We start from the raw sequence: 19,728 nt of genomic DNA, 5'->3' as shown, positions 1-19,728 counted from the left end.
GTTGGATCATGGCGGAAAAAATGAACGATGAATATCTGCGCGTGGAGAATCTGCACACTTACTTCCATACACCCGAAGGTGTTGTAAAATCGGTGGATGGCGTTTCGTTTCATATCGATGCGGGAGAAACGCTCGCGCTGGTCGGCGAATCCGGTTGCGGCAAAACCGTGACGTCGCTTTCTCTAATTCGTCTCTTAGCGGATTCGGCGGAAGTCTTTGCCGACAAAATGACGATTGACAGGCGTACGATTAAAGGTCTCTCTAAAGAAGAGGCGCGAAAAATTCGCGGTAAACAGATCTCCATGATCTTTCAGGAACCGATGACTTCGTTGAATCCGGTTTATCGTATTGAGAAACAGCTAGGCGAGGTGTTCCGCCTGCATGACCCGAAGATCTCCAAACGCGAAATCTATGAACGTTCCGTTGCCATTTTGAAAAGGGTTGGCGTCCCCAAGCCTGAAGAACGATTGAGAGTCTATCCTCATCAGCTTTCCGGAGGGCTTCGTCAACGAGTGATGATCGCGATCTCTCTGGCGTCTGCTCCGCGCATGCTCATAGCCGATGAGCCGACGACGGCTCTTGACGTCACTATCCAGGCTCAAATTATCGATCTGCTTAAGAGTCTGCAAAAGGACATGAACATGGCGATTCTACTGATCACTCACGACTTCGGCGTTGTTTCTCAGATTGCCGATCGAGTGGCGGTGATGTATGCTGGTAAAATTGTGGAGAGCGGGAGACTTGAAGATATTTTTCAGGATCCTTGGCATGTTTACACCAAGCTGCTGATCATGTCCATTCCAGGGATCAAGGTGACTCGGGGCGGACGGTTGGAATCTATTGCGGGGACGGTGCCAAATCCTCTGAACTGGCCGAAGGGCTGCCGTTTTGCGCCGCGCTGTCCTGAAGCTTTGGATATCTGTTTTGAGGATGAACCTCCCGAATATGTATGCGGCGAACGCCGCGTGCGCTGTCATTTGAAGCGGGGGAGCGTCTGATGGATAATAAAGAAACTATTCTCAAGATCGAGGACCTTAAGGTGCATTTCCCGATAAAACGCGGCCTTATGCAGCGTACGGTCGGGTACATTCGGGCTGTCGACGGGGTATCTATGGATATATACCGGGGCGAAACGGTTGGGCTGGTCGGTGAATCAGGATGCGGGAAAACGACCATAGGCCGCGCTATTGTTCGTCTGAACGAGCCGATGTCGGGCAGAATTATTCTGGATGGCAAAGATGATATCTTGAAAATGCATGGCGACGCGCTTCGACGACTGCGCAAAAAGGTGCAGATCATCTTTCAGGATCCTTATTCTTCTTTGAATCCTTCGCAAACAGTACGCCGACTCATTTCTGAAGTGCTGACGGTGCAGATGGGCTATGCGGCGAAAGAGGCGGCGGAAAAGACGGCCGAACTTCTTCGGCAGGTAGGTCTTGCGCCGGTCTATGCGCTTCGATATCCACACGAATTTTCCGGCGGTCAGCGTCAAAGGGTCGCGATTGCCAAAGCGATCGCCCTGCAGCCGGAATTCCTCGTTTGCGACGAAGCTGTGTCAGCATTGGACGTTTCCATACAGTCTCAGATTATCAATCTTCTCATCGATCTCAAAGAACAGATTGGCAACATAACATATCTCTTTATTTCTCATGCCCTGAACGTGGTGGAACATATTTCGGATCGGGTCGCCGTTATGTATTTGGGAAAAATCTGCGAGTTCGCCCCAACGGAAGAGCTCTTCGATCATGCGCTGCATCCTTATACTCAAGCGTTATTATCGGCTATACCGATTTTATCGGGACGCAAAAATCGCGAACGTATCTTGCTGAGGGGCGAAGTTCCCAGCGCGGCTTGCGTGCCCATCGGCTGCCGTTTCCATACGCGCTGTCCTTATGCGGAAAAACGTTGTCTGGAAGAGGAGCCTCTCTTCAGGGAATGCGCGCCGAACCATTTCGTGGCATGCCACAGGGATTGACGAAAAGAATTCAGCAGCTAGATCGTTATTTTATTAGGAGGGAATTTTTGCTTATGTTGGCGCTGAAAAACGCAAAGGTTATCACTGTCGCTGGAACAACGTACGAAAAAGGAACGATCCTCGTTGATGCGGGCAAGATAAGAGCCGTGGGAAAAAACGTGAGGATCCCCCAGGGATGCGAGGTCATGGATCTGACGGGAAAATGGGTCACTCCGGGGTTTATCGACGCCCATACGCATATTTCCACGTTCAACGAACCTACGACGCTGCCGTCGATTGTCGATGGGAATGAGAAGACCGACCCCGTTACGGCTCAGGTTCGCGGCATCGACGCCTTGAATCCGTTCGACATGGCCATAGAAGCTTCCCGACGTGCCGGATTTTCTACCTGTTACACTGGGCCTGGTTCCGCAAACGTGTGCGGCGGGATCGGCGTCGGCTTCAAGACGAAGCAAGGTTCTACAGTGTATGATATCGCGCTTCCCGGCACAGAGCACATGAAGTTCGCCATGGGTGAAAATCCCAAGCGCGTGTACGGTCTGGAGCAGCACAAGATGCCCATGACCCGGATGGGGCTGGCCGCGGTGATGCGTAAAGTTTTGTACGAAGCTCTTGACTATTCGGATGAACTTCGTCTTGGCGAAAAAGATCTTGCGAAAAAGCCCAAGCGCAATTTTTTGCTCGACGAATTGGTCCCGGTCGTGCGTGGAACTCGTAAATGCCGTATCCATGCTCATCGCGCCGACGATATTGTTACCGCCGTACGCATCGCCGAAGAATTCCATCTTGATTTTTCTATCGAGCACTGTACCGAGGGTTACAAGATCCTTGACTTTCTTAAGGAACATCGTGTCGACTGCGTCGTTGGCCCGCTGACTATGGGGCCGTCGAAAATGGAAATTTGGGGACGGCGTCTTACGACTCCCGCCCAATTTGAAGCTGCGGGGATCAATTTCTGTCTGACTCAGGATACTTCTTCAGGAACGAAGTATTTGCCTGTCTATGTTGGTATGTGCATTGCCCGTGGTTTAAGCGAGAAGACGGCGTTTGAAGCCGTTACGATCCGCCCGGCCAGATTGCTTGGTCTTGCTGATCGTATAGGCAGTATCGAAGTCGGCAAGGATGCCGATCTTGCCATATGGAGCGGGAATCCGTTCAGCAATCTGACGCTGTGCGAAAAGACCATCATTGACGGAGAAGTGTACGATAACCTTGCGGCTGGATTAGATTAAAAACGACATAGCGCCGATTGGAAGGCGTCTTTTCGTTTATGTGAGCATTTACCTCTGAAGATCTCATGAAAGAACCGTGAAAAGGCCGCCTCAGTCATACCTGAGACGGCCTCTTTTTTGCGCCGGGAAAATTGTCGCCGCGGATGAAGCGGAGTCTCTATGATTAGAAGAATGCGGCCGAAATTGTGAATATCCGGCAGAAGCCGGTATTGAAAATGTTGAAAAAACAATGTAAGTAAATGCGGGATGCAAGCGCGAGCTTCGCAGACCTGACATCCTCTCCGTTCTTCAGCCTCTAGGATTGACGCCGGTTGGCGTTGTTTCGTAAGCGCGATCGCCTGAAAGGGCTTTGTTAAAAGATGAACGCTTTGTGAAAAAACTGCTATAATAAAACGTCGTTGTAAATTTGAGGAAACGAGGCGATGCGCGTGATTCGGCTGGACAAATTTTTGAAGCTTTCGCAGCTGGTGAAGCGCCGCGCCGCGGCGCAGGAAATGATCGAGGTCGGCGCGGTGCGCGTCAACGGCCGGAAGGTCAAACCGGCCAGCGACGTCAAAGCGGGCGACCTGATCGAGGTGGCTTTCCCCCGGCGCGTGATTGCCGCCGCCGTTCTCGTTGACGACGAAGCGGCGCTTCGCCGCCGCGGTACGGTTGCTTGCGAGATGCGCGGCGAACGGAGGGTCGATCCCGCCGAAGATCCTTGGAGTGAATAGCCTTCATTCCGACGTTGCTTGGCGATAACTGAGAACAGAATTCTTGAGAGGAGTTTGGATAAGATGAGCGCAATCGTAGGCGTACATGCAAGAGAAATCCTGGATTCCCGCGGCAATCCAACGGTGGAGGTCGAAGTTGGCCTCGAGACCGGCGAGATCGCTCGCGCCGGCGTGCCTTCCGGCGCTTCCACGGGAACGTTCGAAGCCGTTGAACTGCGCGACGGCGGCGGCCGTTACGGCGGCAAGGGCGTTCTGAACGCCGTCAAGAACGTCAACGACGTGATCGCTCCCGAGATCTGCGGCATGGACGCCGACGATCTCCGCGCCGTGGATCGCGTTATGCTTGATCTCGACGGCACGTCTAACAAGAGCAGACTGGGCGCAAATGCGATCCTTGGCGTTTCCATGGCCGTGACCCGCGCCGCGGCTCTGGAGCACGACATGGCCCTGTGGGACTATATCGGCGGTCTGAACGCCAAGACGCTGCCTACGCCGATGATGAACGTCATCAACGGCGGCGCTCACGCCGACAACAATCTCGACATTCAGGAGTTCATGATCGTCCCCCATGGCGCCGAGTCGTTCTGCGAGGCGCTGCGCATGGGCGCCGAGACGTATCACGCCCTGAAGAAACTGCTTGTCAAAGAGGGGTTCAGTACCGGTCTGGGCGACGAAGGCGGCTTCGCGCCGAACTTTTCCAGCAACCGCATGGGCTTCGAATATCTCGTCAAGGCCATCGAAGCGGCCGGCTACGAACCCGGCAGGCAGATCTCGATCGCCTGCGACGTGGCCATCTCCGAACTGTATTCCGAGGGAAAATACCGCTTCAAGGGCGAAGGTCGCGATTTCACGCCCGCCGAGCTAGCCGATTATTACGCGCAGCTCTGTGCCGACTTCCCCATCGTTTCCATCGAGGACGGTATGAACGAGGAAGACTGGGAGGGGTGGAAGCTGCTCACCGAGAAGTTGGGCGGCAAAGTGCAGCTCGTCGGCGACGATCTTTTCGTCACCAATCCCGAACGTCTCGCCAAAGGCATCGAGACCGGCGCGGGCAACTCGATCCTGATCAAGCTGAATCAGATCGGTTCCGTTTCCGAGACGCTCGACGTCATCGGCATGGCTCGCGACTCCGGTTACAGTTGGGTCGTCTCGCACCGCTCCGGCGAGACCGACGACAGCTTCATCGCCGATCTGGCGGTGGCGACTGCGGCCGGACAGATCAAGACGGGGGCCCCCGCCCGCATGGACCGTATCGCCAAGTACAACCAGCTGCTCCGCATCGAGGAGGCGCTGGAGGGCGAAGCTTCCTACGCCGGGCTGTCCACCTTCCGCTGCGCCAGATGAAACGGACGTGAACGAAATGGGATTCCTGATCCCGTCGAAGAAGGAACGGATCACCGACCCGACCGTAGGACGTCTCGTCGCCTACCGGCGTCTGCTGATGCGTCTTGTGGACGACGGCGTGCCGGTGGTCTCTTCCAAGGAGATCGGCGAAATGCTGCGCCTGAAGTCCAGCCAGGTCCGCAAGGATCTGTCTTATCTGGGCGAATTCGGCAAGCGCGGCGTCGGATACGATGTCGGCCGTCTTCTGGAAGATCTGGCCGGCATCTTGGCGCCGTTTGAAATGTGGCGCATCGGTCTGGTGGGCATCGGCCGTCTGGGCGAAGCTCTGCTGAACCACCGCTCGTTCCTCAGCGAAAATTACGAAGTGACGGCTGTTTTCGACTCCAACCCCGACAAGATCGGGCGCAGCTATGCGGGAAAGCCCTGCTACCATATCGACGATCTGCCGCGGATCATCGCGGAAAAGAACATCACCGTGCTGATTCTGACCGTCCCGCAGCAGGCGGCGCAGACGGTGCTCGACATGGCGGTCAAGACCGGGAGAATCGAAGGCGTGCTGAACTTTTCAGCTGCGGTTCTGCAGGCGCCCCCCGGCGTTCAGATCAAGGACGTGGATATTTTCATCGAGCTGGAGAAGTTGCTTTTCAAGCTGAAAGCCTCTGAGCAGAAGAAGAAACAGAACTTTTGATCTCCCGTCCTCCGCTAATTTGTAAAAACATGTCTTCACATGTTAAAATATGCCCCGTGTTCTTTAGTTGAGAGAAAAAATTTTTAGGAGGTTTCAGTACATGAAAAAGACTCTGTTCGCTTCGTTTTTCACTCTTCTCCTGGCCGGTGCGGCCGGTGCGGCCGGTGCGGCCGACGCTCCTGCGGCTGCTCCAGCTGCTCAGGGCGGCAGCGCGTTGCAGGCGTTTTTCCCGCTGATTATTTTCGTGGTGATCTTCTATTTCTTCATTCTTCGCCCTCAGAAGAAACGCCAGAGGACCCACGACAGTCTCGTCAACAGCTTGCAGCGCGGCGACCGTGTCATCACCGCCGGGGGCTTCTTCGGCATCGTCCGCGAAGTGAAGGATGACAGCGTTATCATCGAAATCGCCGAAGGTCTGGTCGCGCGTGTGCTGAAGAGCTCCATCTCCACGAAGATCACCCCCGAAGCCCCCAAGGCGGCCCCCAAGGCCGAAGAGGCTGCGAAGCCCGAAGAACCTGTCACGCCCGAAGAAGCGCCTGCGGCCGAGGACAAACAATAAGGCATTTTTGCTGAGGGGCGGATGGATTACCCCGTCCGCCTCTTTTTTGCTTATTGCAGGAATGACTTCTTCTGGGAGGTATGAAAAATGTTGAGAAAGGATCGTTGGCGGCTGATTTTCATGGCGGCCGTCATCGCAGTTTCGGCCATCGTGGTTCTGCGCGGCAAAGTGAATTTGGGGCTGGACCTTCGCGGCGGCGCTCATATCGTGCTTCAGGCCAGCGGCACCAAGGACGTGCCGCTGACGCCCGACAGTCTTGACCGTCTTCGTACGGTGCTCGAGAAGCGAGTGAATCAGTACGGGCTGACCGAGCCGACGCTGCAGAAGCAGGGTGTCGATCGCATGATCGTCGATCTTCCCGGCGTGGAAGATCCTCAGGCGGCCCTGAGGCTGATCGGCAGTACCGCTCTGCTGGAGTTCCGCGAAGTGATACAGACGCTTTACAGCGCCGCGCCTCTGCCGCCTCAGGCGGAGCGCAAGAATTACGACAGCGACGAGGAATTCAACGCTGCTGTCAAGCGCTGGAACGATTACAGGACTCAGCTCGAAGAGAGCCAGGCCAAGGCCATGGAACAGGCTAAGGATTTCAAGGGCGAAGAAGGGCAGATCGTCGCCGGCGACGACGGCGGTTCCATTTATCTGCTCGGCAGGCCGATGCTGACGGGCAACGAACTGAGCAACGCCACCTCCGGCTTTGACCAGCTGGGGCGTCCCGATGTCTCTCTTGAGTTCAACAGCAAGGGTTCGGAGCTCTTTGAGAAGGCGACGGAAGCGACCGTCGGCCGTCAGCTGGCTATGGTGCTCGACGGTTCGGTCATCTCGGCTCCCCGAGTCAACGAACGGATTTCCGGCGGCAAAGCGCAGATCACGGGACACTTCTCCGTGGAAGAGGCCAAAGGGCTGGCAGTCATGCTCCGCGCCGGCGCGTTGCCTGTGAACGTGTCCATTCTCGAGAACCGTTCCGTCGGCCCGTCGCTGGGGTCGGACTCGATCAACGCCGGCGCTTACGCAGGAATGATCGGTCTGGCGGCCGTGTTCCTTTTCATGCTGCTCTATTATCGCCTGTGGGGCGTCACGGCCGATCTGTCGCTGTGCACCACGCTGCTGGTGCTTTTCGCGCTGCTGATGGCGTTCAAGGCGACGCTGACGCTGCCCGGCATCGCCGGCATCATCCTCACCATCGGCATGGCCGTAGACAGCAACATCCTGATCTTCGAGCGCATCAGGGAAGAAACTCGCGCGGGCAAAACGCCCAATGCGGCGCTGACTTCGGGGTTCAGCAACGCTCTGACGACTATCCTTGACTCCAACATCACCACGGTCATCGCCGCCGCCGTTCTGTATTATTACGGCAGCGGCCCTCTGCGCGGCTTCGCCATGACGCTGACGCTCGGCATCATCGCCAGCCTTTTCAGCGCGCTGGTGGTCAATCGCGTGCTGCTGCAGCTCATGGTGAACTACGGAAGCAAGACCTTTCAGGCGCGCAAGTAAGGAGCGGAGCAAAAATGAGACTGAATATCCCTTTTATGCGTTATCGTAAGGTCTGGCTGGCGATCGCGGCGTTCTTCGTGCTCGGCAGCTTGGGGCTGGTTGCGGCTCGCGGCTTCAACCTCGGCATCGACTTCACGGGCGGCAATCTGCTCCAGATCGAATTCCCCGAAGCGGTCGAGGTCGGGCAGGTGCGTGAAGCCATGGCGAAAGTCGGCTACGGCAGCGCCGTGATCCAGTCGTACAGCGACAAGGGCGTGATGATCCGTTTGCAGGGCAGCAGCGAGCTGACGCCGGCAGAATTGCGCGACAAGATCATCAAGGCGGTGGACGCGCTCCATACGGGCAGCGTCAAGCTGGTCAACTTCGAAATGGTCGGCCCCACGGTCGGCTCCGAGCTGCGCAATCAGGCTATTTTTGCCTCGGCGATCGCGCTGGCGGGCATTTTGCTGTACATCACGATCCGCTTCCGCTTCCGCTTCGCGCTGGTCAGCGTGCTGGCGCTGGTTCACGACACAGTGCTGACGCTCGGTCTTTTCAGCTTGCTGCACGTGGAGCTGGGCATGACGTTCATCGCCGCCATTCTGACGACGATCGGCTATTCGCTGAACAACACCATCGTCATTCTGGACCGCGTGCGCGAGAACTGGCGCACCCTGCCCAAGGTCGGAATGCCGCAGCTGCTGGACAATTCCATCAACCAGACGCTGGCCCGCACGATCAACACGTCGCTGACCACGTTCTTCCCGGTGTTGGCTTTTTACATTTGGGGCGGCCCGGTCCTGGCCGGCTTTTCGCTGGCCATCATGGCGGGCATCATCGTCGGCGGTTTCAGTTCCGTCTGCGTGACGACGTCGATCCTGTGCCTGTGGCATGAGATCTCTCCCGAAAAATAACGTGAACCATGGAACCCGTTCGGAAATATCCGGACGGGTTTTTTCGTTTGAAGTTTTTGAGACAGCGGATTTCGTTCGGCGCTTTTCAGCGGGGCGGAAAACGTCATACGGAAGAAAATTCCCGCGCGGGCGGGAAAAGTTGTTTCGCCGCGAAGAAAACTTGATGTTACTGCGGTTTTGTGAGCGCAAATCTGGTAAAATGTCTTTGGTATTGTCGGTCGCCGTTTTTGTCCGGCGCAAAATTTCAACGCGCGTGAAAAGGCGCGGCGAAGGAGGAGTGCCTGATGAGAAGTTACGGGCTGGGGCTTGGCTTTGTCGCCATCTGGGCGGCGACTTACGCGGTGCAGAATCAGGATATTCTGGCGGTGCGCTTTTTGGCCTGGGATTTTGCGCTGTCTCAGGGACTCTGGGAGATTTTTTTGTTTTTCTTCGGTATCGTCGTGATGTGGCTGATTTCGCTGGCCGCTTCATGGGAAGGCCGGTTCCGCAGCCGTCGTGAGATCGAGCGCGCCCGCCGCCGCATCGCCGCGCTGGAGAAGGAGCGCGGCGCGTTGCTGGCGGCGATGAAGGCTGCCGGCGCGTCTCAGGAAGAGATCACTTTTATCGAAAACGGTACGTCGCTGTAAATCAAAAAAACGCCGCCGCTGGGTTCGCCGGCGGCTTTGTTGAGGAAGGACTGTTTGCGTTGATCCCTGTGTGTTCGTTCAATGATTTGGATATTTACCAGCCCGGCGAGAAGACCCGCGACCTCGCCCGCCGGCTGGAATGTTCGGAGCTGGCCGCCGCGGTGCTGGACAGCCGCGCGGCGGACGAGGAACAGTTCCGGCAGCTGCTGAACGTCCCTGATCTTCGCCGGCAGTTGGACGAGCTTTTTCTGGGGCGCGCGGCCTCGGCGGCGCGGGAACTGTGGCTGAAAGCGGTGCCCGGGAAAAGGGTTTTCGTCTACGGAGATTACGATGTGGACGGCGTCTCGTCCACGGTGATCGCGCTTGAATTGGCGCAGCAGAGCGGCGCGGCCGAAGCGGTCTATTACATTCCCGACCGCCGTTCCGAAGGCTATGGCCTGCATCCTGCGAACATGCGGCGCATCATCGCCGACGGTTTCGACACGCTGATCGTGACCGACTGCGGTTCGAAGGACGTTGAAGCCGTGGATCTGGCGCGCGCCGCCGGGATGAACGTCCTGATCTTTGACCATCACGCCGCGGAGGGCGACATCGTTCGGCTCGAGTCATTGGTCAATCCTCAGATGGACGGTGACGCCGAAGCCAAACGGCTCTGCGCGACGGCCGTTTTATGGTGCTGGGCCTGGCAGTCGCACATTCTGCCCGAAAATCGCCTGGCCGGCATGCTTCAGCTGGCCGCGCTGGCCACGGTGTCGGATTGCATGCCGCTGGGGCCGCTGAACCGCTCGCTCACGCGCGAAGGCATCAAGATGATGCGCCGCGCGCCTCGCCGCGGGTTGCGCGAGCTGCTTCGCTCCCTGTGCCCGAACGAACCCGACTCGATGATCGACGAAAATCGTCTGTCCATGAGGGTGATCCCCTGTCTCAACGCCGCCGGGCGCGTGCAGGTGGCCGACGTGGCGGTCAACGTGCTCTCCGGGCTGGGATCGCCTCTGGAACTGCAGCGCAGCGTCGATCAGCTGCTGGATCTCAACCGCCGCCGCCGCGACATTTCCGCGTCGATCTGCGCGAGCATCAACGCCGGTTTGGAGCAGGGCGACCGGTCGCAAGTCCTGTTCAACGGCAGCTGGCCGGTGGGGATCTTGAGCGCGATCGCCAGCCGTCTGTGCAATGAACACAACAAGGCTTTCGCGCTGGCCGCGCCGTCGGGTGGCGGGATCCGCGGCACCCTGCGCGTGCCCGGCGGCGCCAATGCGGTGGAGCTGCTGAAAAGCCTCGACGATCTGCTCGACGCCTGGGGCGGGCACAAAAGCGCCGCGGGCTTCTCCGTCGATCAGCTCAAGTGGCCCCGCCTGGAGCGGGAGCTGAACAGTCTGCTCCAAAATATCAAAGTCGAAAAAACGCCCGAAGAGGTGATCGAATTCGAACCCGATCGGATCACCGGCGCGGCCTGGGACGAAGTGCTGCGCATCGGGCCGTTCGGCAACGGCAACCCTTTGCCGGCCTTTTTCGTGCCGCTGGATTCCCGCACGACGTACGCGCCGCTGGGCAAGCGCGGCCTGCATACCCGCGTGCTCTTCGGCGGCAACGCTCTGATCGCCTTCAACGGCGCCGAGCAGATCGGGCGCACCGAAGGCATCCGCGGCTGGATTTACCGCCCCCGTCCGAATCTCTGGCAGGGGCGCGTCAGCCTGCAGTACATCGTTGAAGGCATCGTCGTGGCTTGATTTCGTGAGAAAACAGCGGAAGCGCCCGCCGGCGTTTCGCGGGAAAAAATAAAAGCGCGGGGGAGTGAGGATCATGGCATTGACGGAAGATACGGTTGCCGCCGCGGCCGCACGTGACCGGAAAAAGAATACGGAAGAGCTCGGCGCGCCCGTCGCGCAGGGAACCGCGGAAACGCCGCGCCATCCCGAGACGGAAACTTTCAAGTTCGCCGTTTCCCGCGTCAACCCCTCGATCCCCGACGGAGAAGGCGCCGGCGTCGTCCCGGCGCGGGATGACGCCGGGGCGGCGCTCAAAAAAGAGTTGAATATGCTGCGCGACAGCTACATGGGGCGCCTGCCGGCACCGCAGCGCTCGGTGACCGTCAGCTTCGCCTGGAAGGAGCTATGGGGCAAGGCGTCGCGCTACCTGTCGCATGACGACCTCAAACAGCTTGGCGAGGCGCTGGTGTTTGCCGCGCAGGCACACGGCGATCAGATGCGCGCCTCCGGCGAGCCTTACGTCATTCATCCCGTTTACGTCACGTCCATCCTCGCCGACATGCGCATGGATCTGCCAACGCTGCAGGCCGGCCTGCTGCACGACGTGCTTGAAGACACGCCCGTGACCGCCGACGAGATGAAAAACCGTTTTGGAGCGACCGTGGAAATGCTCGTGGACGGCGTCACCAAACTGGGCAAGCTGCCGTTCAAGACGTTCGAGGATTATCAGGCGGAAAACCTGCGCAAGATGTTTCTTGTCATGGCCAAGGACATCCGCGTCGTCCTCATCAAGCTGGCTGACCGCACGCACAACATGCGCAGCCTCGGCGCCCTACGCCGCGACAAGCAGCAGCGCATCGCCAAGGAAACGCTGGAGATCTATGCGCCGCTGGCGCACCGGCTTGGCATCTATCAGGTCAAGCGCACGCTCGAGGATCTTGCCTTCAAGTATTATGATCCGACCATGTATTACGACATCAAGCGGCGCGTGAAAAAGCGCCTGCCGGAGCGCGAGGCCATCGTCAACCAGGCCATGGAAGTTTTGGGCGAACGGCTCAGGTCCATAGGCATCGAAGCTCACATCAAGGGTCGGGCCAAACATTTTTACAGCATCTTCGAGAAGATGAACCGCAAGAAATTGTCGGTGGAACAACTTTACGACCTCCTGGCCCTGCGCGTGATCGTGAATGACGTGACGACCTGCTACACCGTCCTCGGCATCGTCCACACGCTGTGGAAGCCCATCCCCGGGCAGTTCGACGATTACATCGCCAACCCCAAGAACAACATGTACCGCTCCCTTCATACGACGGTCATGGGGCCGCAGGGCGAACCGCTGGAAGTGCAGATCCGTACCTGGGAGATGCACTGGCTGGCCGAGTACGGCGTCGCCGCTCACTGGCGGTACAAGGAAGGACAGGGACATATCGACGAGCTGGACCAGAAGCTCGAATGGATCCGCAAGACGCTCGAGAACGGGCCGGAGACCAACAGTCAGGAGTTTATGGAGCGCCTGCGCGACGACGTGCTGACCTCGGACGTATTCGTCTTCACGCCCGAAGGCGACGTCAAGAGCCTGCCCCGCGGCAGCTGCCCCGTGGATTTCGCTTATGCCGTGCACAGCCGCATCGGCGAGCAGTACGTCGGCGCCATGGTCAACAACCGCATCGTCGCCGCCGATTACGTGCTGCACAACGGCGACATCGTCAAGATCATGACCTCGCCGCAGGGAAAACCCTCGCGAGACTGGGCCAATTTCGTCAAGAGCAGCAAGGCGAAAAGCCGCATCCGCAGCTATTTCAAACGCCTCGATTCGCAGGAAAAAAACGAGAACATCCAGCGCGGCCGTGAGCTGTTGGAGCGCGAGCTGAAGACGCGCCTCGGCGAGAATTTCAAGCCCGTGGACGAAGTCATGCCCTGCATCAGCCGCATCGCTCACGACGTGAACTGTAATAACGCCGAAGACGTGCTGGCGGCGATCGGTTCCGGCGCGATTGGACCGGCAGGCATTGCCCGGAAAGTCTGCGCGGCGCTGAACACACCCGTCGCCGACGCGGTACCGCAGGTTCCGGAAGCGACGGGGCAGAAGCCACATGGCTTTGCTCAAAAAGGGGCCGACGTGATCGTCGAGGGCGCATCCGGCATCGTCGTGACATTGGCTCACTGTTGCCAGCCCGTGCCCGGCGACGCCATCGTGGGATTTTCCACGAAGGTGCGCGGCATCATGGTTCACCGCGAAAACTGCCCGCGCATCGAAAAGGCCGCGCCAGACCGCCTGATTCCCGTGTCGTGGGGCAACACGGACAAAAAGAAGTACGACGCGCGCATCGTCATCGACGCGCTCGACCGCCCCGGCCTTTTCGGCGACATCGCCCAGGTCTGCGGCAATGGCGGCATCAACATCACGTCGGTGATGGCCAGTCAGATGGGCAGCGGCAATTCGCGCATGAAAATGGATATCGCCGTGCAGGATCTGGAGCAGCTGTATTCCATCATCGCCCGCGTGAACGGCATCCGCGACGTGATCAACGTATACAGGGGGTAGAGCATGAGAGCTGTGGTGCAGAGGGTGACCTCGTCCTCCGTCGATTCCGAAGGCGCTCGCGTCGGCGCCATCGGCAGGGGCTTCTGCGTGCTGCTGGGCGTGACGCACGGCGATACCGAAGCCGACGCCCGTTGGCTGGCCGATAAAATCGCGGAACTGCGCGTGTTCGAAGACGAAAACGGCAAATTGAATCGTTCGCTGGCCGACGTGGGCGGAGCGATGCTGATCGTTTCCCAGTTTACGCTGTACGGCGACTGCCGCCGCGGCCGCCGCCCGTCCTTTTCGGAGGCGGCGCGCCCCGAACAGGCGAACGCGCTTTACGAAAAGTTCGTCGCATGCGTCCGCGCGCGGGGCATTCCCGCCGAAACGGGCGTGTTTCAGACCATGATGACGGTGAATATCGTCAATGACGGACCTGTCACGTTGATTATCGATACTCCGGAGAGAGAGAAAGAGTCATGAATTACAAACGTATTCCTCTTGGCCCGCTGTGGACCAATTCCTACGTGATCGACGACGACCGCGGCACGGCCTTCTGCATCGACGCCGGGGGCGATCCAGCCGACGTGCTTGCTTACCTGCGCAACGAACGGCTGAAGTTGGCGGCGATCGTTCTGACCCACTGCCATATGGATCACATCCTTGGCTGCGCAGCGCTGAAAAAAGCGACCGGCGCCGTGCTGTACGCGCCGGCGGACGACGAACCGTTGCTCGCGGATCCCAACAGGAACCTGGCCGGCGAGTTCGGCTACGAGATCGAGGCGGTGCAGCCCGACCGCCTTGTGCGCGACGGAGACGTTTTTTCCGTCGGCGGCATCTCGCTGACGGCTCTGCACACGCCGGGGCACACGCCGGGCAGCACCTGTTACGTCGCCGAACAGGACGGGGAAAAACTGCTCGTCTCCGGCGACACGCTTTTTGCCCGCAGCATTGGCCGCACCGATCTGACCGGCGGCGACCGCGAGGCCATGTCCCGTTCGCTGGCCCGTCTCAACGCCATTGCAGGCGACATGCCTGTGCTTCCCGGTCATGGTCCCGAGACGACGCTCCAAAAAGAGCGCGAATGGAATCCTTTTTTGAAGGGCTGAACCGATGGCGCTCGAGATGAACGCCAGCGAACGCCCGCGCGAACGGCTTGTGACCCGCGGCCCCGAGGCGCTGAAGACGGAGGAACTGCTGGCGATTCTTTTCGGTACGGGGCGCGAGGGCTGCAACGTGATCGAAATGTCGCGGGAGCTGTTGAACAAATACGGCTCTCTGAAAAATCTGTCTCGCGCTCACGCCTTGGAGCTGGCGGGGCGAAACCGCCCTTACGACGGCGTCAAAGGAATTGGCCTCGCCAAGGCAGTGACGCTGCTGGCGGCGCTCGAGCTGGGGCGGCGGGCGACCGGCGAAGAAGAACGCCGCGACAGCCTGAAAAGCCGTCTTGATTTTTGGACCATGCAGCTGTCGGCGGACGAACGCGAGTTCATCATCGCTATCTATCTGGATCGCAAAGACGTTCCGATTGCGGACGAACGCCTCTCGTACGGCGGCGTCGACGGCGCCATGCTGGACGCTCCCTATCTGATGCGCCGCGCCGTGCGGCTGAACTGCGCGGCGCTGGCGCTTGTGCACAACCATCCCGACGGCGACCTGACGCCGAGCGACGACGATCTTTTTCTGTCACGCTCGGTGGCAAGAATGCTTCAGGTGCTTCAAATCGGTTATTACGGACATTACATTGCCGGTGGCGGCAGAATCCGGCGCATTCCTGGCGACGGCAGCACGGGCAAAGATGTTGTGTTGAATGCTGCCGCGGTAAAACCGTGAAATCGTTCTTTTCCGCGCGGAAAAAGAACTGTTGAGGAGGAACAATCGTGGCTCTTTTCGGAAGATCCGGCGGCGTTGGCGTGGGCATCGATCTTGGCACTGCCAATGTCGTTGTTTTTCAGAGCGATCGGGGAATCGTCTTCGACGAGCCTTCCTGTGTGGCGGTGCGCAAGCTGCCGCGCGGCGGCGTGGAGGTAATCGCTTACGGTCACGAGGCGAAGGCGATGATCGGCAAAACGCCGATGGGCGTTTCGGTGATCCGACCGTTGCGCGACGGTGTCATCGCCAATTTCGACATGACCGAAGCCGTGCTGCGCCATTTTATCTCCAAAGCCTGCACGGTCGGACATTTTTCCAATCCGCAGGTCGTCGTCTCGGTGCCCGCCCGGGTGACCGAGGTCGAGCGCCGCGCCGTCGTCGACGCTGCTCTGGGCGCCGGCGCCCGCGAAGCGTACATTCTCGACGAGCCGCTGGCGGCGGCGCTTGGCGCCGGACTGCCGATCAACGCGCCGGAGGGCAGCATGGTGCTCGACATCGGTTCCGGAACCAGCGAAGTGGCTGTCATCTCTCTCGGCGGCCTGGTGGTGAGCAATTCGCTGCGCATCGCCGGCGACAGCATGGACGAGGCGATCATCGGCCTGTTCCGGCAGAAGCACGCGCTGCTGATCGGCGAGAGCACGGCCGAAAACACGAAGAACGAGATCGGTTCGGTGCTGCCGCTCAAGGAAGAACTGGAGATGGAAGTGAAGGGGCGCGACCTGGCCGACGGCTTGCCCAAGGTGAGCCGCGTCAGTTCGGTGGAAGTCCGCGAAGTGCTGTTGCCGATCGTGTCCCGCATCGAGGACATGGTGAAAGTGGCCCTCGAACAGACGCCCCCGGAACTTTCCCGCGACATCGTGGACAACGGCATCGTGCTGACCGGCGGCGCTTCGCAGCTGCGCGGCCTGCCGGAAAAACTGACGCGAGTGCTGAACGCCCCCGTGATCCTTTCCGAAGATCCCATCCACGCGGTCGCCAACGGCGTGGGCCTGACGCTGCAGAATTTAGGAGAAATGAAAAGGATCCTTACGACCGTCCACAAGAGTCAGCTCTAACGAGTCCCGATCATGGCAGAGCGTTGGAACTTTGAGCGGGAGTTGGTTATCGGCCTGATCTGCGTCGTCGCCTGCGTGCTTCTCGCCCTGGGAGCGACTGGAGGCGAGCGGACGCGCCATGCCATGGATATAACCGCATCGGTGCTGGCACCGCTTGAGAAACCGGCAGTCTTTGTGATCGATCGCGTCGAGCGGTTTCGTCGTTGGACCTCGGAACGCCGGGATCTGCTGATGGAGCTGGAGGAGTTGCGCGAAGAGAATCGCGCGCTGCGTCTGCAATCGGGAGAAAAAATCTCGGCGGAGTTCAAACGGCGCGCCCGCCCCGGCAATCGTTTCCCGATCATTTTTCGCGACCCCGGCATGTGGTGGGAAGAACTTCGCATCGGCACCGGCGCCGAGAAATACGATCCCGGCTGCGCCGTGCTCGACGGTTCCGATCTGGTCGGCGTGATCACTTCGCAGAGCGGCGGCAGCTCCTGGGTGCGTTTGATTACCAGCGCGGGCTTTTATGTTCCCGTGGTCGTGGAAGAGACGCGTGAAATCGGCGTTGTTACGGGGGATAACGAAGGCGGCGTGTGGGTCAGGTATCTGCCTTCCGACGGAGATTACAAGCCGGGGATGAAGATTCTCACGGTACTGGGCAGTCGTTTGCCGGTCGGCTTGCCGGTGGGCGAACTGACTTCCGAACGCCGGACGGTGACGGCGGGCGTCGATGAATTTCGCGTCAAAACGGGCGCCGATCTGTTCAGACTTCAATATGTGTCTGTGCTGGGAGGTTTGCAGCCATGAAAAATTTTCTGGCGCTGATTTTCGGCTGGTACGCTCAGGACATTGTGCAGATCATGATGACTCAGACCTTTCTGGCGCCGGAAATCTATTTGATGATGTTGATCTGGTGCGTGACTCAGGAGAAGCAGCTGAGCGTGCCGTGGCGGTGGTTCGCCGCGGCGCTGTGCGGCGGTTTGCTGATGGACCTGCGCTGGATCGGAGTGCCGGGATTATATGGAGCTCTTTATACGGCGGCGGTTTTGGTTGCGCATTGGGCGTGGTTCCAGATTCCCGCGGCCAACCGTCGGACGTTGCCCTATGTGGTCATTACGACGTCGCTCTGCGCCGTGATGACGTTGTCGCGACTGCTCTTTTGGGATACCGGCGTCTTAGCCGGTCGAATGGGGCTCGTCATCGGCGTGCAATGGATCGCGAACGCCGTGGTGCTGACATTTTCGGCACTTTTGAGGTTTCACCTTCATGACGACCAATCTTTCTGAACAGCCGACTCAGCGCCTGCTGTCCGACACGCGCTTGAATTTCTGGCGTGCCGTCGCGACCGGATCCTTTGTGGTTTTAGCTGCCGCGCTGGCGCTTTTTCAGGTGCTCTGGTCCGACCGCTACGTAGGGCTGGCACTGAAAAACCGCCTTCGGCTGATCCGCATGCCGCCGGCTCGCGGACAGATCTATGACCGCAAGGGACTGCCGCTGGCTCTGAACGTGATGACGTTCGATATCATGGGCTATCCGCTGGACCTGCAGCGCGACGAGGTCAAACAAAAGCTGCTTGGCGCCCTGCAGCGCGCCCGTTTGCCTCATGATCCGGAGAAACTCGAACGGCGCATCAAAAACCTTTACTGGGCTCCGTATCGGGCTATTTCGCTGGTCTCGAATCTGACGCTGTTGCAAATGACCAGCCTGATGGAAGATCCGGAATTTCCCGAAGTGCTGTTTCCGTTGCCGGTGTGGCGCCGCACCTATCCTGCCGGTCCCCTGGCATCTCACGTGGTGGGATACGTGGGCGAAATTTCCGAACAGGAGCTGCGCAGCGTCGAAACTGATGAAAACAAAAGCTACATCGGCGGCGACGTGATCGGTAAGTCCGGCGTAGAAAAATATTATGAAGACGTTTTGCGCGGCTCCATTGGCGAATGGGCGGTAGAAGTGGACGCCCGCGGCCGCCAACGCCGCACGCTGAATGAAACGATGCCGGGCATCGGACAGGATCTGACGCTGACGCTCGATCTGAGCGCGCAAAGTTATGCCTCGGATCTCATGAAGGATTACAATGGCGTAATGGTGGCTCTCGACGTAAACAACGGCGAAGTGGTCGTCATGTGGTCGAATCCTTCTTATGATCCGAATCCGTTGGCGTGGGGAGTATCCGGGACTGAATGGGCCGGCCTGAACTTCGACGCCTCTCGCCCCTTGTTGAATCGGGCTATCAGCGGGCAGTACTCGCCCGGCTCCATATTTAAAGCGGTAACCGGCTATGCGGCGCTTGAGTCCGGCGTGGTCGACAAAAACACGGCGATTCACTGTTCCGGAGTCTTCCGCCTTGGCAGTAACGTGTATCGTTGCTGGCGACGCGGTGGGCATGGGCGCGAGAGTTTCGTGCATGCGTTGCGCGATTCGTGCGATGTTTATTTCTACGAAACCAGCCAAATGGTCGGCGTAAAAAGGTATGATGAAGTGGGAGAGCGCTTCAGTCTCGGTCGTCCGCTGGGCATCGATCTTCCCGGTGAGGCGGCAGGCCTTCTGCCCAGTCCCGATTGGAAAAGGAACGCGATGCATCAGGGCTGGTTTCGGGGCGACTCGGTCAACATGTCGATCGGGCAGGGTTTTGTACTGCTTACGCCGCTGCAGATGGCCAGCGTCTACGCGACTATTGCCAACGGCGGCATTTTCTATCGTCCGCACGTGTTGAAAACAGCCAAAGTGGAAGGGCAACCTACCGGGCTTCGCCAGGAATATCTGAAACTGGTCAAGGCCGGATTGCGAGCGGTGGTTGCCAAAGGCGGCACCGGTCATCGCGCCGCAATGTCCGGAGTGGAAATCGCGGGCAAAACCGGTACGGTTCAGCACGATCACGGCAAGGATCATGCTGTGTTTGCCGGTTATGCGCCGGCGTCAAAGCCGCGTTATGCCGTCGTCTGCTTCATCGAAGGCGGCGAGAGCGGCGGGCGGGTGGCCGGCCCCCTGGTTGGACAGCTGCTGAGCTTTCTGCTGAACGAAAATGGTGGCACGAAAGAAAGATAAATCCGCATTTCAGTGAAAGGAAT

Annotated in this window: 19 protein-coding genes; all 19 read left to right on the top strand. The window is 58.9% G+C overall.

Annotated elements, in window-relative coordinates; translation table 11 throughout:
* The first annotated feature begins 8 nt into the window (after positions 1 to 8).
* The 19 genes from HMPREF7215_RS08990 (at position 9) to mrdA (ending at position 19,705) form a co-directional block, all read left to right on the top strand.
* Entirely contained in the window at positions 9 to 998 is a 990-nt protein-coding gene (locus HMPREF7215_RS08990) for an ABC transporter ATP-binding protein (RefSeq protein ID WP_009165509.1), read from the top strand.
* The gene (locus tag HMPREF7215_RS08985; protein ID WP_040551046.1) at positions 998 to 1,975 is read left to right on the top strand and encodes an ABC transporter ATP-binding protein; all 978 of its coding nucleotides are present in this window, start codon (positions 998 to 1,000) and stop codon (positions 1,973 to 1,975) included. The genes HMPREF7215_RS08990 and HMPREF7215_RS08985 overlap by 1 nt, the downstream gene beginning before the upstream one ends.
* 53 nt (positions 1,976 to 2,028) lie before the next feature.
* A complete protein-coding gene (locus HMPREF7215_RS08980; RefSeq protein ID WP_009165507.1) occupies positions 2,029 to 3,207 on the top strand; it encodes an amidohydrolase family protein in 1,179 nt (392 codons plus the stop codon).
* 431 nt (positions 3,208 to 3,638) lie between these two features.
* A complete protein-coding gene (locus HMPREF7215_RS08975; protein ID WP_040551057.1) occupies positions 3,639 to 3,920 on the top strand; it encodes a S4 domain-containing protein in 282 nt (93 codons plus the stop codon).
* A gap of 63 nt (positions 3,921 to 3,983) precedes the next feature.
* Entirely contained in the window at positions 3,984 to 5,264 is a 1,281-nt protein-coding gene (gene eno / locus HMPREF7215_RS08970; protein WP_009165504.1) for a phosphopyruvate hydratase, read from the top strand.
* Positions 5,265 to 5,280: 16 nt separating this feature from the next.
* On the top strand, positions 5,281 to 5,952 hold the full coding sequence (locus HMPREF7215_RS08965; protein ID WP_040551045.1) for a redox-sensing transcriptional repressor Rex: 672 nt from the start codon (positions 5,281 to 5,283) through the stop codon (positions 5,950 to 5,952).
* Between the two features lie 100 nt (positions 5,953 to 6,052).
* A complete protein-coding gene (gene yajC / locus HMPREF7215_RS08960) occupies positions 6,053 to 6,511 on the top strand; it encodes a preprotein translocase subunit YajC (protein WP_009165502.1) in 459 nt (152 codons plus the stop codon).
* Between the two features lie 87 nt (positions 6,512 to 6,598).
* Entirely contained in the window at positions 6,599 to 8,002 is a 1,404-nt protein-coding gene (gene secD / locus HMPREF7215_RS08955; RefSeq protein ID WP_009165501.1) for a protein translocase subunit SecD, read from the top strand.
* A 14-nt stretch (positions 8,003 to 8,016) separates the two neighbouring features.
* The gene (gene secF, locus HMPREF7215_RS08950) at positions 8,017 to 8,895 is read left to right on the top strand and encodes a protein translocase subunit SecF (RefSeq protein ID WP_009165500.1); all 879 of its coding nucleotides are present in this window, start codon (positions 8,017 to 8,019) and stop codon (positions 8,893 to 8,895) included.
* A gap of 284 nt (positions 8,896 to 9,179) precedes the next feature.
* The gene (locus tag HMPREF7215_RS08945; protein ID WP_009165499.1) at positions 9,180 to 9,521 is read left to right on the top strand and encodes a lipopolysaccharide assembly protein LapA domain-containing protein; all 342 of its coding nucleotides are present in this window, start codon (positions 9,180 to 9,182) and stop codon (positions 9,519 to 9,521) included.
* Between the two features lie 68 nt (positions 9,522 to 9,589).
* Entirely contained in the window at positions 9,590 to 11,248 is a 1,659-nt protein-coding gene (locus HMPREF7215_RS08940; protein ID WP_232205556.1) for a DHH family phosphoesterase, read from the top strand.
* A 73-nt stretch (positions 11,249 to 11,321) separates the two neighbouring features.
* A complete protein-coding gene (locus HMPREF7215_RS08935; protein ID WP_009165497.1) occupies positions 11,322 to 13,772 on the top strand; it encodes a RelA/SpoT family protein in 2,451 nt (816 codons plus the stop codon).
* A 3-nt stretch (positions 13,773 to 13,775) separates the two neighbouring features.
* Complete coding sequence (gene dtd, locus HMPREF7215_RS08930) at positions 13,776 to 14,234, top strand: D-aminoacyl-tRNA deacylase (protein ID WP_009165496.1); 459 nt, start codon at positions 13,776 to 13,778, stop codon at positions 14,232 to 14,234.
* Complete coding sequence (locus tag HMPREF7215_RS08925; RefSeq protein ID WP_009165495.1) at positions 14,231 to 14,860, top strand: MBL fold metallo-hydrolase; 630 nt, start codon at positions 14,231 to 14,233, stop codon at positions 14,858 to 14,860. The genes dtd and HMPREF7215_RS08925 overlap by 4 nt, the downstream gene beginning before the upstream one ends.
* Positions 14,861 to 14,864: 4 nt before the next feature.
* Positions 14,865 to 15,584, top strand: a complete 720-nt coding sequence (locus HMPREF7215_RS08920; RefSeq protein ID WP_009165494.1) for a JAB domain-containing protein — start codon at positions 14,865 to 14,867, stop codon at positions 15,582 to 15,584.
* A gap of 47 nt (positions 15,585 to 15,631) precedes the next feature.
* Entirely contained in the window at positions 15,632 to 16,678 is a 1,047-nt protein-coding gene (gene mreB / locus HMPREF7215_RS08915) for a rod shape-determining protein (RefSeq protein WP_009165493.1), read from the top strand.
* Between the two features lie 12 nt (positions 16,679 to 16,690).
* A complete protein-coding gene (gene mreC / locus HMPREF7215_RS08910; RefSeq protein ID WP_009165492.1) occupies positions 16,691 to 17,467 on the top strand; it encodes a rod shape-determining protein MreC in 777 nt (258 codons plus the stop codon).
* Positions 17,464 to 17,946 (top strand): hypothetical protein, encoded by a 483-nt coding sequence (locus HMPREF7215_RS08905; RefSeq protein ID WP_009165491.1) that lies wholly within the window; start codon positions 17,464 to 17,466, stop codon positions 17,944 to 17,946. Before mreC ends, HMPREF7215_RS08905 begins: the two co-directional genes overlap by 4 nt.
* Positions 17,927 to 19,705 carry a penicillin-binding protein 2 gene (gene mrdA / locus HMPREF7215_RS08900; protein ID WP_009165490.1) on the top strand — a complete coding sequence of 593 codons (1,779 nt, stop codon included), beginning with the start codon at positions 17,927 to 17,929 and terminating at the stop codon, positions 19,703 to 19,705. The genes HMPREF7215_RS08905 and mrdA overlap by 20 nt, the downstream gene beginning before the upstream one ends.
* Positions 19,706 to 19,728 lie beyond the last annotated feature (23 nt).

It is taken from the genome of Pyramidobacter piscolens W5455, from assembly GCF_000177335.1.
Classification (GTDB): Bacteria; Synergistota; Synergistia; order Synergistales; family Dethiosulfovibrionaceae; genus Pyramidobacter; species Pyramidobacter piscolens.
The sequence above is the reverse complement of the archived record's forward strand: the minus strand, read 5'-3'. Positions and strand labels throughout refer to the sequence as shown.

Excerpts from the sequence above, each read along its gene's own strand:
- HMPREF7215_RS08990 (WP_009165509.1), top strand. The coding sequence starts at position 9 with ATGGCGGAAAAAATGAACGATGAATATCTGCGCGTGGAGAATCTGCAC.
- HMPREF7215_RS08985 (WP_040551046.1), top strand. The coding sequence starts at position 998 with ATGGATAATAAAGAAACTATTCTCAAGATCGAGGACCTTAAGGTGCAT.
- HMPREF7215_RS08980 (WP_009165507.1), top strand. The coding sequence starts at position 2,029 with ATGTTGGCGCTGAAAAACGCAAAGGTTATCACTGTCGCTGGAACAACG.
- eno (WP_009165504.1), top strand. The coding sequence starts at position 3,984 with ATGAGCGCAATCGTAGGCGTACATGCAAGAGAAATCCTGGATTCCCGC.
- HMPREF7215_RS08965 (WP_040551045.1), top strand. The coding sequence starts at position 5,281 with ATGGGATTCCTGATCCCGTCGAAGAAGGAACGGATCACCGACCCGACC.
- yajC (WP_009165502.1), top strand. The coding sequence starts at position 6,053 with ATGAAAAAGACTCTGTTCGCTTCGTTTTTCACTCTTCTCCTGGCCGGT.
- secD (WP_009165501.1), top strand. The coding sequence starts at position 6,599 with ATGTTGAGAAAGGATCGTTGGCGGCTGATTTTCATGGCGGCCGTCATC.
- secF (WP_009165500.1), top strand. The coding sequence starts at position 8,017 with ATGAGACTGAATATCCCTTTTATGCGTTATCGTAAGGTCTGGCTGGCG.
- HMPREF7215_RS08945 (WP_009165499.1), top strand. The coding sequence starts at position 9,180 with ATGAGAAGTTACGGGCTGGGGCTTGGCTTTGTCGCCATCTGGGCGGCG.
- HMPREF7215_RS08935 (WP_009165497.1), top strand. The coding sequence starts at position 11,322 with ATGGCATTGACGGAAGATACGGTTGCCGCCGCGGCCGCACGTGACCGG.
- dtd (WP_009165496.1), top strand. The coding sequence starts at position 13,776 with ATGAGAGCTGTGGTGCAGAGGGTGACCTCGTCCTCCGTCGATTCCGAA.
- HMPREF7215_RS08925 (WP_009165495.1), top strand. The coding sequence starts at position 14,231 with ATGAATTACAAACGTATTCCTCTTGGCCCGCTGTGGACCAATTCCTAC.
- HMPREF7215_RS08920 (WP_009165494.1), top strand. The coding sequence starts at position 14,865 with ATGGCGCTCGAGATGAACGCCAGCGAACGCCCGCGCGAACGGCTTGTG.
- mreC (WP_009165492.1), top strand. The coding sequence starts at position 16,691 with ATGGCAGAGCGTTGGAACTTTGAGCGGGAGTTGGTTATCGGCCTGATC.
- HMPREF7215_RS08905 (WP_009165491.1), top strand. The coding sequence starts at position 17,464 with ATGAAAAATTTTCTGGCGCTGATTTTCGGCTGGTACGCTCAGGACATT.
- mrdA (WP_009165490.1), top strand. The coding sequence starts at position 17,927 with ATGACGACCAATCTTTCTGAACAGCCGACTCAGCGCCTGCTGTCCGAC.